This window comes from Streptomyces sp. NPDC054047, from assembly GCF_055585065.1.
The window spans coordinates 149793-165269 of sequence record NZ_JBVJKV010000013.1 but is presented as its reverse complement, the minus strand read 5'-3'; the positions used below and the strand labels follow the sequence as shown (position 1 = coordinate 165269).

Genomic DNA, 15477 nt, shown 5'->3' with positions numbered 1-15477 from the left:
GCACGGCCCGGCGGATGAATTCCCGGCACGGCCCGCTCCCCCGCATTGTGCACTGCGAGAAAAGAACGGTGCGCTCCCGGTGGGGAAATCCGCCGGGGCTCCTGCCCGTTCCGCGGAAGCAGTGCGCTCTCAGGTCACCTTTGGTGCGCCGACGGGCAATTCGTCCCGCCCTTTCGCCTTTAGCTTTACGGCATCACCCCCAGGACCTCGTGTCCGGCGGGGGCGTCCCACCGGGAAGTCCGGTGGGTGGCTGAGGCTTGAGGAGCTTTTTCATGTCGGATGTCGTGGAGCCGGTCGTGCCGGTGCTTGAGCCTGCGGCGGCCGCGTTCGCGGAGGCGACGGCGCGTCCCCCGTTCCTGTTCGACCTGGCGCCCGAGGAGGGGCGCAAGGCGGTCGACGACGTGCAGTCCGGTCCGGTGGAGCTGCCGGAGGTGGACGAGGAGTGGGTGACCGTCGAGGGCGGCCCGACGGGCCGTGTGCGGGCGCGGATCGTGCGGCCCGCGGGAGTGTCCGGGACGCTGCCGGTGATCCTCTACATCCACGGCGCGGGCTGGGTGTTCGGCAACGCGCACACCCATGACCGGCTGGTGCGCGAGCTGTCCGTGGGCGTGGGCGCCGCCGTGGTGTTCCCGGAGTACGACCTCTCGCCGGAGGCGCGGTACCCGGTGGCGATCGAGCAGAACTACGCGGTGGCCCGATGGGTCGTCGCCCAGGGCGCGTCGCACGGGCTGGACGGGGCGCGCCTCGCGGTGGCCGGGGACTCGGTGGGCGGCAACATGAGCGCCGCGCTGACGCTCATGGCCAAGGAGCGCGGTGACGTTCCGCTCCTGGGGCAGGTGCTGTTCTACCCGGTCACCGACGCGAGCTTCGACACCGGCTCCTACCGTCAGTTCGCGGAGGGCTACTTCCTGCGCCGGGACGGCATGCGGTGGTTCTGGGACCAGTACACGACCGACGAGAACGAGCGCGCGCAGATCACCGCGTCGCCGCTGCGGGCCACCACCGAGCAGCTGGCCGGGCTGCCGCCGGCCCTGGTCATCACCGGTGAGGCCGACGTGCTGCGCGACGAGGGCGAGGCGTACGCGAACAAGCTGCGCCAGGCCGGGGTGCCGGTCACCGCCGTCCGTTTCCAGGGCGTCATCCACGACTTCGTGATGCTCAACGCCCTGCGTGACACCCACGCCGCGGAGACGGCCATCGCCCTGGCCGTCAGCACCCTGCGCACGACGCTCGACGCGCGCTGACGCACCGCACCGCCCCCGCCCCCTCTCCCCTCGACTCGCAGGAGCAGCACCCCTCATGGCCACTGAAGCCACCCCGACCGTCGTCCTCGTGCACGGCGCCTTCGCCGACGCCGCCAGCTGGTCAGGCGTCGTCACGGAACTGCAGACCCATGGCGTGCCCGTGGTCGCGCCGTCCAACCCGCTGCGCGGTCTGGCGTCGGACGCCGCGTACATCGCCTCCGTTGCCGCCCAGATCGACGGGCCCGTCGTCCTGGTGGGCCACTCCTACGGCGGCGCGCTGATCACCGTCGCGGGCACCACACAGAACGTCGTCGGTCTCGTCTACGTCGCCGCCTACGCCCTGGAGGAGGGCGAGAGCCTCGGCGAGCTCCAGGGCCGCTTCCCGCTCTCACCGCTGGTCAGCAATCTGAAGGAGGCGACGTACCCCGTCGCCGGTGCGGCACCCGCGACCGAGGTCACCATCGCCCCCGAGGCATTCCCGGCGATCTTCGCGGCGGACGTGCCCGCCGCCGTCACCAAGGTCCTCGCGGTGGCACAACGGCCGCTGGCGGCGGCCGCGTTCGAGGAGAAGGCCACCGCCGCCGCCTGGCACACCAAGCCCTCCTGGGCCCTGATCGCCGGCGCCGACCAGGCCATCAACCCCGACGTCGAACGCTTCGGCGCCCGGCGCGCCGGAGCCACCGTCGTCGAACTCGACGGCGCCTCCCACGCCGTCGCCGTCTCCCGCCCCAAGGACGTCGCCGCCCTCATCCTCGACGCCGTCCGCGCGACCGCCTGACCCCACCTCCCCGGCCGCGCGGCCCGCCTCCCCCGAGCGGTCCGCGCGGCCGGCCCCTCGCCGGGCCCGCACGAAGAACCCGCACGAAGAACTCGAAGGACTCGCGCTAGACGAAGGCGCCGCTGCCGCCGTTCGTCCCCGTACGCAGACTGCGCCACTCCCGCGGGGAAAGGCCGTACGCGCCGCGGAACACCCGGCTGAAGTGGGCGGGGTTGACGAACCCCCACCGCTGCGCCACGGACGACACGGACGGCTTGTCCCGTCCCCCGCGGGCCAGTTCGCGGGCGCACTCCTCAAGGCGGCGGCGCTGGATCAGCCGGCCGACGGTGACGCCCTCGTCCTCGAAGATCCGGTGGAGATAGCGCACGGAGATGTGGTGCGCCTTCGCGATGTCCTCCGGGGAGAGGGCAGGATCGCCCAGCTTCCGGTCGATGTGGTCGCGGACGCGCGCCACCAGGTGGCCGCGCGAGCCGCCCGCGTCGGCACCCGCGTCCCGGGGCTGCTCGGCGACCAGGACGGCGAAGAGGTCGACGACGCTGGAGGCGAGCCTGCTCGCGGAGGCCGGGGCGTACGAGTCGGCGGAGTCGACCAGCGTCTTCAGGAAGGGCCTCAGGACCGCCGCGCATCCGTGATCGCTGCCGATGGCGGTGCCCGTGACGCGGCGCAGCTCCTCGTCGGGCAGGCCCAGCGCGCGGCGGGGGATGTGCACGGCACGGGTGGCGAACCGCTCCGGGTGCTCCAGGAAGTACGGGCGTGCGGTGTCGTGCACGAACAGGTCGCCCGGACCCGCCTCGGCCCGCCGCCCGTCCTGGGTCAGGCCGGTCCGGCCCGACACCTGCACGCCGATCACCACGAACCGGTCGGTGGAGCGTGCGATGTGTGACGCCGTCCGGCTCACCCGGTGCGCGTCCGCCTCCACGGTCGAGACACGGAGGAACCCCACCCGTGCGGTGACGATCCGGCCGTCGAACGGCCCCTTTCCGCCCGACGTCACGGCCACGGGCACCCGGCCCTCGGCCATCGTTTCGCGCCAGCAGCCGAGTCGGTCGTTCCCGGACACCGCGTCCGTGGTCAGCACCGGGCTCATCCGGCTCTCCTCTCCGTACGCGCCTCATGGCGGAGAGCTCGGATCCGCAGCGCACAGGAATCCGGGGCCGGTAGCCGGCGTCCGGTCCTGCGCGGATGTCCCGGGGGCAACGCCGCCGCCCGGTTTCTCCGCCATGTCCAGACAATCAGCGCGCCCTGTCGTTCTCCAGGCAGAAAGCAGGCAGAAAGCGCTCGGACGGACCTACTTGACCTGCGACATCTCGGCGAGATGGCGCCGGGCGTCGGTGACGGCCTGCGGAGCGGCGTCCGGCCCCAGGGCGAGACAGCGGGTGAAGACCTCGCGCGCTTCCGCCGCCCGCCCGGCCGACGGCAGGAGGAGGCCCAGGCGGACGAGTTCGCTGCTCTCCTGCGTGGTGTTGCCTGCGTCGTGCCAGAGGTCCACCGCCATGTGGCGCTGCCCGACGGCCTCCTCCCACCTCTCCAGCTGGGCAAGGCTGTGAGCCATGCCCGAGTGCAGCCCCGGCCGCACGAAACCGGCGATGTGGGGGGCGATGCGGTCACCCGCCTGATCCAGGAAGGCGAGCGCGTCCCGGAAGGACGTCAGGGCGGCTTCGGCGCGGCCCTCCTCCGCCAGGATGAGGGCGTGGCCGTGCTGCGCGTTGAGGCTGCCGTGCAGGTCCCCGGCGGCTTCGAAGAGCCGGCCGGCCCGCTCCATGGCGCGGGCGGCCTGCGCGTACTCCGCCAGCTTGCGCAGCGCCCAGGCGCGGTAGAAGTGGGCCCACGCCTCCTGGGCGACGTCGCCCGCGCGCTCGGCGGCGGCCAGTGCCTCGGCGGACCGGTCGAGGCTCTCGCGGAAGCGGCCCTTGCACAGGAGCAGGGCCCAGGCGTGGTAGTTGAGCTGGGTCGCTTCGAGGAGCGGGTCGTCCAGGGCCCGCGCGGCGCGTACGGCGGTGTCGAAGACCTCGGGCCAGTGCCCCCAGAAGATCCACTGGTCGGAGAACCAGTGCAGCGCCTCGGCCACCTCCACCACCGTGGCGTGCTCGCCGTCCGCCGCGGCGGCGCGCAGCGCGGCCAGCCAGTTGACGCCCTCGGCCTTCAGCCACTGGAGCGCCTTGTCGGCGGACGACAGGTCGACCGTCCCCCGCCAGTCGGCGGCCGGTGCGCCATGGCCGGGTTCGAACCAGCGGCCCGCCACCACCGTGGTCTCCAGGAGCCAGCGGTACAGGTCCGCGCGGGCCCGGCGGACCTCCTCGGCGCTCTCCTCCGCCTCGAGCCGGGTCCGAGCGAACAGGCACAACAGGTCGTGCAGGCGGTAGCGGTCCCGGTCGGTGCCCAGCAGCCCGACCTCGACCAGCTCCTCCAGGGTGTCCTCCGCGTCGTACAGCCGCTGACCGGTGAGCCGGGCCGCGGCCGCGGCGCTGGTGTCCGCCCCCGGTACGAGGGAGAGGCGCCGGAAGAGGCGCGCGGCGGTGGGCGTGAGCTGGCGGTAGGACAGGTCGAAGGCGGCGGACACGCGCAGGTCACCGGCGGCCAGGGTGTCGAGGCGCCGTTCGTCGAGCGCCAGCCGGTCGGCGAGCCGCCGAAGGGACCAGCCGGTGCGGGTGGCCAGCCAGTTGCCCGCCACCCGGAGCGCCAGCGGGAGATGCCCGCAGCGCCGCGCGACTTCGGCGAGGGCCTCAGGATCGGCGGCGGCGCGCTCCGCTCCGACCAGGGGGGTCAGGAAGGCGGCGGCCTCCTCGGCGCTCAGTTCGCCCAGCGGGAGGCGGTGCACGCTCTCCAGGCCCGTGAGCATGCGCCGGCTGGTCACCACGACCATCCCCGCACCGGCGCCCGGCAGCAGCGGGCGCACCTGGGCCTCGTCGTGGGCGTTGTCCAGGACCAGCAGGACCCGGCGGTCGGCCAGCGTCTGCCGGTACAGCGCCGGGTGTCCCCGCGGTCCGGCCTTCGCGAGGTCACGGTCGGCCACCTGGAACGCCTTGAGCACACCGAGCATGAGCTCGGCGGGCCCGGGCGGTTCGTCGTCCATGCCCCGCAGGTCGAGCACCAACTGCCCGTCCGGGAACCGGTCCGCGAGCATCCGGGCGGCGTGCAGCACCAGCGTGGTCTTGCCGGTGCCGGGTGGTCCGGAGACCGCGACCGTCACCGGGTGGGCGCCCGGACTCCGGGCCCCGCCGCCCCTCGCGAAGACGTCCCCGGCGGCGGACCGCTCCGCGAGTCCGAGGAGTTCCGCGATCTCCCGCTCCCGCCCGACGAAGTCGTCGATGCCGCGGGGGAAGGTCCTGACCCCCGCCGGGCTGTACCCCCTGCTGCGGCCGCTGCGGGCGACGGCGAGGAGCCGCTCCCGGTCCGCCTCGCTCAGCCCGAGGCCGTCCGCGAGGGCGGCCACCGTGCGCCGCTGCGGCGCGGCACGTCGGCCCCGCTCCAGATCTCCGATGCCCCGGACGCTGACCCCCGACGCCTCCGCCAGACCCTCCAGGGTCAGCGACGCCGCCAGCCGCAGCTCCCGCAGCGCGGCCCCGAACGCCCCGCGCTCACCGCTCACCGCTCACCTGATCCCCTCGCTCCGGCCACGCCCCCATGTCCCCCGGCGTGACCCTTGTGATCCTATGAGAGCTTTGCGGCGCCGCCGTCCACGGCGGGGGCGGCACGCATCCGGCGCCGCGGGCCCCACCGATCACCTCTGACCTGGAGGTTCCTACATCCCCTCGATGGTTCGGAGCCTGTAGGGACGCCCGGTAAACTCCGTCCACGTGACTGCCGCGCCTGCAAAGCCCCGTATCCCGAACGTCCTCGCCGGGCGTTACGCCTCCGCCGAACTCGCCACCCTCTGGTCGCCCGAGCAGAAGGTCAAGCTGGAGCGTCAGCTCTGGCTCGCCGTTCTGCGGGCGCAGAAGGACCTGGGGATCGAGGTGCCGGACGCCGCCCTCGCCGACTACGAGCGGGTCGTCGACGACGTCGACCTCGCCTCGATCGCCGAGCGCGAGAAGGTCACGCGCCACGACGTGAAGGCCCGCATCGAGGAGTTCAACGCCCTCGCCGGGCACGAGCAGGTCCACAAGGGCATGACGTCCCGCGACCTGACCGAGAACGTGGAGCAGTTGCAGGTCCGGCTCTCCCTTGAGCTGGTGCGCGACCGCACCGTCGCCGTGCTCGCGCGGCTCGGGAAGCTCTCGGGCGAGTACGCCGAGCTCGTCATGGCCGGCCGCTCGCACAACGTCGCCGCGCAGGCGACGACCCTCGGCAAGCGTTTCGCGACGACCGCCGACGAGCTGCTCGTCGCCTACCGCCGCGTCGACGACCTGCTGCGCCGCTACCCGCTGCGCGGCATCAAGGGCCCCGTCGGCACCGCCCAGGACATGCTCGACCTCCTTGGCGGCGACGCCGGGAAGCTCAGCGACCTGGAGCAGCGGATCGCCGGGCACCTCGGCTTCGACCGCGCGTTCACCTCGGTCGGCCAGGTCTACCCGCGCTCCCTGGACTACGAGGTCGTCACCGCCCTGGTGCAGCTCGCGTCGGGCCCCTCCTCGCTGGCCAAGACCATCCGTCTGATGGCCGGGCACGAGCTCGTCACCGAGGGCTTCAAGCCGGGCCAGGTCGGCTCGTCCGCGATGCCGCACAAGATGAACACCCGCTCCTGCGAGCGCGTCAACGGCCTCACCGTCATCCTGCGCGGCTACGCGTCGATGACCGGCGAGCTGGCGGGCGACCAGTGGAACGAGGGCGACGTCTCCTGCTCGGTCGTACGCCGTGTCGCCCTGCCCGACGCGTTCTTCGCGCTGGACGGGCTCCTGGAGACCTTCCTGACCGTGCTCGACGAGTTCGGTGCCTTCCCGGCCGTCGTCGCGCGCGAGCTGGACCGCTACCTCCCCTTCCTCGCCACGACCAAGGTCCTGATGGCCTCGGTGCGCGCGGGTGTCGGCCGCGAGGAGGCCCACGAGGCCATCAAGGAGAACGCCGTCGCCTCCGCCCTCGCCATGCGCGAGCAGGGCGCCGAGCGCAACGAACTCCTCGACAAGCTCGCCGCCGACTCCCGCATTCCGCTGGACCGCGCCGAGCTGGACGCGCTCATGGCCGACAAGCTGTCGTTCACGGGCGCGGCGAGCGACCAGGTCGCCGCCGTCATCGCCCAGATCGAGGCCGTGCTCAAGGAGCACCCCGAGGCCGCCGCGTACACCCCGGGCGCCATCCTCTAGTCGGCCGTCCAGGCCGTCGGCCACGACGCGGACCCCCGGGTCCGCGTCGTGGCCGACGGCCTGCCGGGCGAGGCGAGCTCCGGCGGCGCGCGGAAACTCACGCGGCCGCCGATGCCCCGCTTCCGCCGACCCGCTTCCGCCTACAGGCCCACGTCCCTGCTGCGGAAGTCCTCCAGTGACTCGCGCCGCACCAGGAGCCGCGCGCGCCCGTCGGCGACGGCCACCACCGGCGGGCGCCCGACGAGGTTGTAGCCGGACGCCATGGACAGGTGGTAGGCACCGGCCACCGGCACGCCCAGGAGGTCTCCCGGCCGTACGTCGCCCGGCAGTTCGATGTCCGAGGCGAGCACGTCGCCCGCCTCGCAGTGCCGCCCGACGACGGTCACCGGCGCGGACGCGGCCGTGGAGTGCCGGCCGATCAGACGCGGCACGTACCGCACGCCGTACAGCGCGGGCCGCGGGTTGTCGCTCATCCCGCCGTCCACGGCGACGAAGGTGCGTCCGCCGGTGCGCTTGACGGCGAGCACGCGGTAGAGGGCCACTCCGGCGGGGCCCGCGATGGCGCGCCCCGGCTCGATCAGCAGCTTGGGCACGGTGAGCCCGGCCGCCGCGCAGCTCTCGATCAGTTCGGCGCGCACCCGGCGGGCGAGCGTGGTGATGTCGAGGGCTGCCTCGCCGGGGCGGTAGGCGATGCCGTGGCCGCCGCCGAGGTCCAGCTCGGGCAGCGTGATGCCGTGCTGGTCCTTGACGCGGGCCATCAGGCCGACCAGCCGGCGGACGGCGGCGAGGAACGGCTTGTCGGTGGTGATCTGCGAGCCCAAGTGGCAGTGCAGGCCCGTCAGTTCGAGGCCGGGCTGGCCGATGATGCGGGCGATGGCGTGCTGCGCGGAGCCGTCGGTGATCGACAGGCCGAACTTCTGGTCGTCGGTCCCGGTGCGGATCTTGGCGTGGCCGCCGGCCGCGATGCCCGGCACCACCCGGACCATCACCTTCTGGCGGCTGCCCGGCGGCACGGCGGCGGCGAGCCGGGCGATCTCGGACGCGCTGTCGATGACGATGCGCCCGACGCCGAGCCGCAGCGCGGCCTCCAGGTCGTGCGGGCTCTTGGCGTTGCCGTGCAGCACGATGCGCTCGGCGGGGAAGCCCGTGGTGACGGCGAGCTCCAGCTCCCCGGCGGAACAGACGTCGAGGCCGAGCCCCTCTTCCGCCACCCAGTGGGCCATCGCGCGGCACAGGAACGCCTTGGCGGCGTAGTGCACTTCGGCGTCGGGGAAGGCGTGCAGGTAGGTGCGGCAGCGGGTCCGTACGTCGCCTTCGTCGAGGAGGTAGGCCGGGGTGCCGAAGCGTTCGGCGATCTCGGTGAGCGGTACGCCGCCGACGGCGAGGTCGCCGTGGGCGAGACGCCCGGTGGACGCGGGCCAGACGGACAGGTCGTCGTCGGCGGTGGCGCTCGGGGTCACGGGTTCGTGCAGGGTGGTCATGGGCAGGTTTCTCTCTTCGCCTCGTCCTGGGTCCTGGGTCCTGGTCCGGGTCCTGTTCCGGAGCCCTTCTCCTGGGCCTGGTCCTCAGCCGATCCAGGTGGTCAGGGCGCCGACCAGCGCGGCGGCCCCGGTCACGCGCAGGGCGCCGACGGCCTGCGGGTCCCACTCGCGCCAGGCGCGGGTGCGCCGCTCGGGAGCGGCGACGGCGTGCGCGGCCAGCCGCGGGTCGACGATGACCTCGCGGACGCCCAGCGGCTCGGTGAGCGCCCGCAGCGCGGGCTCGGAGAGCCTGATCCAGGCCTGCCGGCCGCCCAGGGCCGCGCTCAGGCGCTGCGGAGTGGTGAAGGCGACGGCGGTACGGCCGCCGACGGGCGTGCGGAACAGGCGGGCCACACAGCCCGCGGGTCCCGGCCGGACGGGGACGAAGAGCGGTCCGGCCGGGCCGGGTTCGGAGGGCTCGGGGTCCTCGGCGCACTGGAGCTCTGACATGAGGGTTCCTCCTTGAGGATCCTGTTCGCTGAACGGTGGCCCCCGGGGCCGGGCGGGAACCCGGAGGCCTGTGCCGACGCTATGCCCGGCACCGGGCGCCACCCGACCCTCCATGACGCGACGTTGACGTCCACACGGTCCTCGTTGACGAGGGCTTGACGGAGGGCCGCGCGGGGCCGATCCGGGGCTCCCTCGCCCTCTTGAGGCCCGGCCCGCCCGCCAGTTGGACGGAGGGCACGAACGGCTTCTCGCGCCGTGCCGACCGGCCGCCTCCTACGGCGGCGCCGGTCCCGCACGCTGTTCGTCCGACGGTGCGCTGACACCCCGGTGGCGCGCCGCCGCGCCCGGCCACGGAGATCGCCGACAGCGCATACTACGAGCGCGACAAGTGCGTCGAACCGACCGTGGGCGCCACGGAGGACCGCACCGTCGAACGTCTCGACCAGCCCGCCGACCTGCCCGCCGGCCCACGGCTACCGCATTTCAGGCACTCCCCGCTCGATGCTCGATTCCCAAGGCACTCCCCGTTCGATCCCCACCGCCCAGGAGGACCGTTCCGTGATCCAGCTCCCGCCCCGCCAACTGCCCGCGCTCGCCCGCTGGTTCCCCGCCGGGTCGCCCGGTGTCGCCGCCCTGCCCGAGCACGCCTTGACCAGCGGCGTGGGCACCTGGTGGGCGGACCAGGTGCCGAGCCCGCGGGTCGTGGCCGTCAGTTGTGCGGGGCACGTGCTGCTGCGCGGCGAGCCGGGCGCCGTGGCTCCCGCGGAGCTCGCCCCCTTCGCCCGCAGCCACGTCGGGGCCACGGGGCGTTTCCTGCCGCTGCTGGGCGCCGCGTTCGACCGTGTCGTGCCCGTCGAGCGCATGCTCTACGTCCACAGCGAACCCGTCTCCGCGCCCCGTCCGCCGCACGGCGTGACGGTGCGCCGCCTGGTCGGCGCCGACGGCCCGGCCCTCGCGGCGTTCACCGGGAGCGCGGCGGACTCCGCCTGGATCCACGCCAGCTGGGGCGGCGCCGAGGGGCTCGCCGCCTCCGGCCACGCCTGGGCCGCCGTCGACCGGTACGGACGTATCGCCGCCGTCGCCTGCGGATACTTCACCGGGGACACGTACGAGGACGTCGCCGTCATCACCGCGCCCGAGCACCGCCGCGAGCGCCTCGCCCTGGCCTGCGTCACCGCCCTGTGCGAGGACATCGCCGCCCGCGGACGCACCGCGAGCTGGTCCTGCGCGCGCGACAACCGGCCCAGCCGCCTGCTGGCCTGGACCGCGGGGTTCCGGCTCCATCGCGAGTACGTCCAGTACGCCACCGGCAGCCCGTCCGCGCGCCCTGACGCCCGGCCGTCGAGCGACCGTCAGGCGTCCGTAAAGGTCCCCGCGGGCCGCGTCAGTGACGCATCAAGGATCGGCGCGGCGCCGGTCCCGCCCCTTCAGGGTGCCTAGCGTCCTCTCATGGCCCGACACATGACGCGCCCCGCACGGCGCACCCCCGGCGTCCGTACGACGTCCCTGCTCCCGGAACGCCCCGCACGGACGCACGGCCCGCAGACGCACGATCCCTGGACGCGCGACCGCACCTGGGCCGGGGACGCGCGCTCCGCCGCCGCCTGCGCCGCGCTCCTGTTCGGGCTGCTGCTCGCGCTGGACGCGGCGGCCGGCCGGCTCACTCCCTGGCGCGCGCTGCTCTGGCTGGGGCTGGGCGTCCTGCTGTTCGCCGCGCTGACGCCGCCGCGGGTGGCGGCGCACGGCACGACGCTCGTCTCGCGCGGCCCGCTCCGCGTCCGCTCGGTGCTCCTTGATCACCTGGTGGCGGTGCGCCGCTCCGACGGCATCTCGCCGCGGCTGATCCTGCGGGACACGGCCGGCGGCGAGGTCGTGCTCGACCCCGAAGTGCTCGTCGTCAATCCGGCGCTCTGGCACCTCGTGTCCGACGGCGCCCGCGCGTCCCTCGCACGCGGCTCGCTGCTGTGCGGGGCGACCGCACTGCGCCGACTCTCGGACCGTATCGACCGGGAGACGGCCGAGGGGGTCTTCCGGGCCTCTGGCCTGGAGTGACTCCGGATCGGGCACGGAGGGGCCCGGCCCCCGCCCCGCCGTAGCCGCCCGCTCGTTCGAGATCAAGAGCGACCGGAAGAGGCCAAGGTCACAGCCCTACACGGCACCGAGTGCCAGGGGTTCCGCCCTAGCATCATGCCCATGACGGTCCTGCCTGACGACGGGCTTTCCCTGGCCGCCGAGTTCCCTGATGCGACCCATGAGCAGTGGCAGCGCCTGGTGGAAGGCGTGCTGCGCAAATCGGGTAAGGACGTATCGGGGTCGGCCGCCGAGGATGCGCTCTCCACCGCACTCGAGGACGGGCTCAGCACCCGCCCCCTGTACACCGCCCGGGAAACCGCGCCTGACGCCGGATATCCGGGCTTCGCCCCCTTTGTGAGGGGCGGCACCGCCGCGGGCAGTGCCGCGGCCGGCTGGGACGTACGCCAGCGGCATGCGACCACGGACCCCGCCGGTACGAACGAGACCGTGCTCGCGGACCTGGAGAACGGCGTCACCTCGCTGTGGCTCGGCGTGGGCCCCGGCGCGCTCCCGGTGTCCGGCATCGAGCGCGCCCTGGACGGCGTCTTCCTCGACCTGGCGCCCATCGCCCTGGACGCGGGCGGCGAAGTCGGGCCCGCGGCGCGCGAGTTGTTCCGCCTCTACGAGGAGCGGGGCATCCCGAAGGACACGGCCCACGGTACCCTCGGCGCCGACCCGCTGGGCCACGAGGCCCGCACCGGCGAGCGGCTCGACCCGGCCGCCGCGATCGAACTGGCCCGGCTGTGCGGGCAGGAGTACCCCAACCTCCGCGCGCTGGCCGTCGACGCCCTGCCCTACCACGAGGCGGGTGGCTCGGCCGGGCAGGAGCTCGGTGCATCGCTCGCCACGGCGGTCGCCTACCTGCGCGAGCTGACCGAGGCCGGGCTCACGGTCGAAGCGGCCTGCGCCCAGATCGAGTTCCGGTACGCGGCCACCGCCGACCAGTTCCTGACCATCGCCAAGCTGCGCGCGGCGCGGCGGCTGTGGGCCCGCGTGGCCGAGGTCTGCGGCGCCCCGGACGCGGGCGCGCAGCGCCAGCACGCCGTGACCTCGCCGGTGATGATGTCGCGGCGCGACCCGTGGGTGAACATGCTGCGCACGACGGTGGCCTGCCTCGGCGCGGGCGTCGGCGGCGCCGACTCCGTGACCGTCCTGCCCTTCGACCACTCGCTCGGCCTGCCGGACGCGTTCGCGCGCCGCATCGCCCGCAACACCTCGACGATCCTGATCGAGGAGTCGCACCTCGCCCGGGTGATCGACCCGGCGGGCGGCTCCTGGTACGTGGAGCGCCTCACGGACGAACTGGCCCACGCGGGCTGGGAGTTCTTCCAGGAGATCGAGCGCGCGGGCGGCCAGGCGGCGGCCCTGCGCTCCGGTCTGATCGGTGAGCGTCTCGCCGCCACCTGGGCCGAGCGCAGCCAGAAGCTGGCCAAGCGGCGTGAACCGATCACCGGTGTCAGCGAGTTCCCGAACCTGACGGAGCGTCCGGTCGAGCGCGTGGCCCCGCCCGCCGAGGTATCGGGCGGCCTGCCGCGCGTGCGCCGCGACGAGGCGTACGAGATCCTGCGCTCCCGCTCGGACGCCCACCTCGCGTCGGCGGGCACCCGCCCCCGGGTGTTCCTCGCCGCGCTCGGCCCCGCCGCCGCGCACACCGCGCGGGCCTCCTTCGCCTCGAACCTCTTCCAGGCGGGCGGCATCGAGGCCGTGCACGACCCGGTGTCGGTGGACGCGACGACGGCCGCCGACGCGTTCACGGCCAGCGGCGCCACGGTGGCATGCCTCTGCTCCAGCGACGCCCTCTACGAGGAGCAGGCCGAAGCGGTCGCCGAAGCGCTCAAGTCGGCGGGCGCGCAACGGGTGTTCCTCGCGGGACGGCCCGCCGAGTACACAGCTGTCGACGCGTACGTCTTCGCGGGCTGCGACGCGGTGTCCGTGCTCTCCTCCACCCTCGACCACATGGGAGTGGCGTAATGGCGATCCCCGACTTCTCCGGTGTCGACCTGACGCCGGATGCCCCCTCCGAGGTCTCCAAGGACCAGTGGCGCAGCGCCGTCAAGGAGACCACCGGCAAGGCCGACGACGACCTCCTGTGGGAGACCCCGGAGGGCATCGCGGTCAAGCCGCTGTACACCGGCGCCGACCTGGAGGGCCTCGACTTCCTGGAGACGTACCCCGGTGTGGCGCCGTATCTGCGCGGCCCCTACCCCACGATGTACGTCAACCAGCCCTGGACGATCCGCCAGTACGCGGGGTTCTCCACCGCCGAGGAGTCCAACGCCTTCTACCGCCGCAACCTCGCGGCAGGCCAGAAGGGTCTCTCGGTCGCCTTCGACCTGCCCACCCACCGCGGCTACGACAGCGATCACCCGCGCGTGACGGGCGACGTCGGCATGGCGGGCGTGGCGATCGACTCGATCTACGACATGCGTCAGCTCTTCGACGGCATCCCGCTGGACAAGATGACCGTCTCGATGACGATGAACGGCGCCGTGCTCCCCGTGCTCGCGCTGTACATCGTGGCCGCCGAGGAGCAGGGCGTACCGCCCGAGAAGCTGGCCGGGACCATCCAGAACGACATCCTCAAAGAGTTCATGGTCCGCAACACCTACATCTATCCGCCCAAGCCCTCGATGCGGATCATCTCCGACATCTTCGCGTACACCTCGCAGAAGATGCCGCGCTACAACTCCATCTCCATCTCCGGCTACCACATCCAAGAGGCGGGCGCGACGGCCGACCTGGAGCTGGCGTACACCCTCGCCGACGGTGTGGAGTACCTGCGGGCGGGTCAGGAAGCGGGCCTGGACGTCGACGCGTTCGCGCCGCGGCTCTCCTTCTTCTGGGCCATCGGCATGAACTTCTTCATGGAGGTCGCCAAGCTGCGCGCGGCGCGCCTGCTGTGGGCGAGGCTCGTCAAGCAGTTCGACCCGAAGAACGCCAAGTCGCTCTCCCTGCGCACCCATTCGCAGACCTCGGGCTGGTCGCTGACCGCGCAGGACGTGTTCAACAACGTCACGCGTACGTGCGTCGAGGCGATGGCGGCCACCCAGGGCCACACCCAGTCGCTGCACACGAACGCCCTGGACGAGGCGCTCGCCCTGCCCACCGACTTCTCCGCGCGCATCGCCCGCAACACCCAGCTGCTCATCCAGCAGGAGTCGGGCACCACGCGGACGATCGACCCGTGGGGCGGCAGCGCGTACGTCGAGAAGCTGACGTACGACCTGGCGCGGCGCGCCTGGCAGCACATCGAGGAGGTCGAGGCGGCGGGCGGCATGGCGCAGGCCATCGACGCGGGCATCCCCAAGCTGCGCGTCGAGGAGGCCGCGGCCCGGACGCAGGCGCGGATCGACTCGGGACGCCAGCCGGTCATCGGCGTCAACAAGTACCGCGTGGAGACCGACGAGCGGATCGACGTCCGCGCGGTCGACAACTCCTCCGTGCGCAACCAGCAGATCGCCAAGCTGAAGCGGCTGCGCGAGGAGCGCGACGAGGCGGCCTGCCAGGACGCGCTGCGGGCGCTGACGGCGGCCGCCGAGCGGGACCCCGGCCCGGGCCTGGAGGGCAATCTCCTCGCGCTCGCGGTCGACGCGGCCCGCGCCAAGGCGACGGTCGGTGAGATCTCCGACGCCCTGGAGGCCTCGTACGGGCGGCACGCGGGGCAGATCCGTACGATCTCCGGTGTGTACCGCACCGAAGCAGGCTCGTCCCCGTCCGTGGAACGCACCCGCACGCTCGTCGGGACCTTCGAGGAGGCCGAGGGGCGCCGACCGCGCATCCTGGTCGCCAAGATGGGCCAGGACGGCCACGACCGCGGCCAGAAGGTCATCGCCACCGCCTTCGCCGACCTGGGCTTCGACGTGGACGTCGGCCCGCTCTTCCAGACCCCGGCGGAGGTCGCGCGCCAGGCGGTCGAGGCGGACGTGCACATCGTCGGCGTCTCGTCGCTCGCCGCCGGGCACCTGACCCTCGTACCGGCGCTGCGTGCGGAGCTGGCCGCCGAGGGCCGCGAGGACATCATGATCGTGGTGGGCGGTGTGATCCCGCCGCAGGACGTGCCGACGCTGCTTGAGATGGGCGCCGCGGCCGTCTTCCCGCCCGGCACGGTGATCCCGGACGCCGCGTACGACCTGGTGAAGCGGCTGGCGGCCGACCTCGGCCACGAGCTGTGA

At 73.5% G+C, this 15477-nt stretch carries 11 protein-coding genes; 7 read left to right on the top strand and 4 right to left on the bottom strand.

The genetic code is table 11. The features are described from left to right. Positions 1-272: 272 nt before the first annotated feature. Positions 273-1244 carry an alpha/beta hydrolase gene (locus tag ACZ6ZP_RS36350; protein ID WP_366463846.1) on the top strand — a complete coding sequence of 324 codons (972 nt, stop codon included), beginning with the start codon at positions 273-275 and terminating at the stop codon, positions 1242-1244. A gap of 55 nt (positions 1245-1299) precedes the next feature. Continuing rightward, positions 1300-2022, top strand: a complete 723-nt coding sequence (locus ACZ6ZP_RS36345) for an alpha/beta fold hydrolase (RefSeq protein ID WP_361472173.1) — start codon at positions 1300-1302, stop codon at positions 2020-2022. Positions 2023-2128: 106 nt separating this feature from the next. Here ACZ6ZP_RS36345 and ACZ6ZP_RS36340 read toward each other — a convergent pair whose 3' ends face one another. Further along, positions 2129-3109 carry an AraC-like ligand-binding domain-containing protein gene (locus ACZ6ZP_RS36340; protein ID WP_469410082.1) on the bottom strand — a complete coding sequence of 327 codons (981 nt, stop codon included), beginning with the start codon at positions 3107-3109 and terminating at the stop codon, positions 2129-2131. A gap of 201 nt (positions 3110-3310) precedes the next feature. Next, positions 3311-5611 (bottom strand): ATP-binding protein, encoded by a 2301-nt coding sequence (locus ACZ6ZP_RS36335; RefSeq protein ID WP_469410080.1) that lies wholly within the window; start codon positions 5609-5611, stop codon positions 3311-3313. A gap of 208 nt (positions 5612-5819) precedes the next feature. Between ACZ6ZP_RS36335 and purB the strand changes: the two genes are divergently transcribed. Beyond that, entirely contained in the window at positions 5820-7262 is a 1443-nt protein-coding gene (purB, locus tag ACZ6ZP_RS36330; RefSeq protein ID WP_361472182.1) for an adenylosuccinate lyase, read from the top strand. A 140-nt stretch (positions 7263-7402) separates the two neighbouring features. On the opposite strand, the gene lysA is transcribed toward purB, so the two are convergent. Together lysA and ACZ6ZP_RS36320 are read right to left on the bottom strand one after the other, a co-directional pair. Further along, positions 7403-8743 carry a diaminopimelate decarboxylase gene (lysA, locus tag ACZ6ZP_RS36325; RefSeq protein ID WP_366464259.1) on the bottom strand — a complete coding sequence of 447 codons (1341 nt, stop codon included), beginning with the start codon at positions 8741-8743 and terminating at the stop codon, positions 7403-7405. A gap of 84 nt (positions 8744-8827) precedes the next feature. Further along, positions 8828-9232 carry an SAV_915 family protein gene (locus ACZ6ZP_RS36320; protein WP_366464258.1) on the bottom strand — a complete coding sequence of 135 codons (405 nt, stop codon included), beginning with the start codon at positions 9230-9232 and terminating at the stop codon, positions 8828-8830. 558 nt (positions 9233-9790) lie between these two features. Here ACZ6ZP_RS36320 and ACZ6ZP_RS36315 point away from each other — a divergent pair. The 4 genes from ACZ6ZP_RS36315 to scpA all read left to right on the top strand — a co-directional run bounded on the left by ACZ6ZP_RS36315 (position 9791) and on the right by scpA (position 15477). Beyond that, positions 9791-10672 (top strand): GNAT family N-acetyltransferase, encoded by an 882-nt coding sequence (locus tag ACZ6ZP_RS36315; RefSeq protein WP_468617660.1) that lies wholly within the window; start codon positions 9791-9793, stop codon positions 10670-10672. A gap of 9 nt (positions 10673-10681) precedes the next feature. After that, positions 10682-11284, top strand: coding sequence for a hypothetical protein (locus ACZ6ZP_RS36310; RefSeq protein ID WP_468617658.1), 603 nt, complete (start codon positions 10682-10684; stop codon positions 11282-11284). A 141-nt stretch (positions 11285-11425) separates the two neighbouring features. Further along, positions 11426-13276 carry a methylmalonyl-CoA mutase small subunit gene (gene mutA, locus ACZ6ZP_RS36305; protein ID WP_399982276.1) on the top strand — a complete coding sequence of 617 codons (1851 nt, stop codon included), beginning with the start codon at positions 11426-11428 and terminating at the stop codon, positions 13274-13276. Then, positions 13276-15477: a methylmalonyl-CoA mutase gene (gene scpA / locus ACZ6ZP_RS36300; protein ID WP_351169699.1), complete on the top strand. Its 2202-nt coding sequence runs from the start codon at positions 13276-13278 to the stop codon at positions 15475-15477. The genes mutA and scpA overlap by 1 nt, the downstream gene beginning before the upstream one ends.

What these genes read in the sequence shown, in the direction of transcription:
- ACZ6ZP_RS36345 (WP_361472173.1), top strand. Translation starts at nt 1,300, where the DNA reads ATGGCCACTGAAGCCACCCCGACCGTCGTCCTCGTGCACGGCGCCTTC.
- mutA (WP_399982276.1), top strand. Translation starts at nt 11,426, where the DNA reads ATGACGGTCCTGCCTGACGACGGGCTTTCCCTGGCCGCCGAGTTCCCT.
- lysA (WP_366464259.1), bottom strand. Translation starts at nt 8,743, where the DNA reads ATGACCACCCTGCACGAACCCGTGACCCCGAGCGCCACCGCCGACGAC.
- ACZ6ZP_RS36340 (WP_469410082.1), bottom strand. Translation starts at nt 3,109, where the DNA reads ATGAGCCCGGTGCTGACCACGGACGCGGTGTCCGGGAACGACCGACTC.
- ACZ6ZP_RS36320 (WP_366464258.1), bottom strand. Translation starts at nt 9,232, where the DNA reads ATGTCAGAGCTCCAGTGCGCCGAGGACCCCGAGCCCTCCGAACCCGGC.
- ACZ6ZP_RS36310 (WP_468617658.1), top strand. Translation starts at nt 10,682, where the DNA reads ATGGCCCGACACATGACGCGCCCCGCACGGCGCACCCCCGGCGTCCGT.
- ACZ6ZP_RS36350 (WP_366463846.1), top strand. Translation starts at nt 273, where the DNA reads ATGTCGGATGTCGTGGAGCCGGTCGTGCCGGTGCTTGAGCCTGCGGCG.
- scpA (WP_351169699.1), top strand. Translation starts at nt 13,276, where the DNA reads ATGGCGATCCCCGACTTCTCCGGTGTCGACCTGACGCCGGATGCCCCC.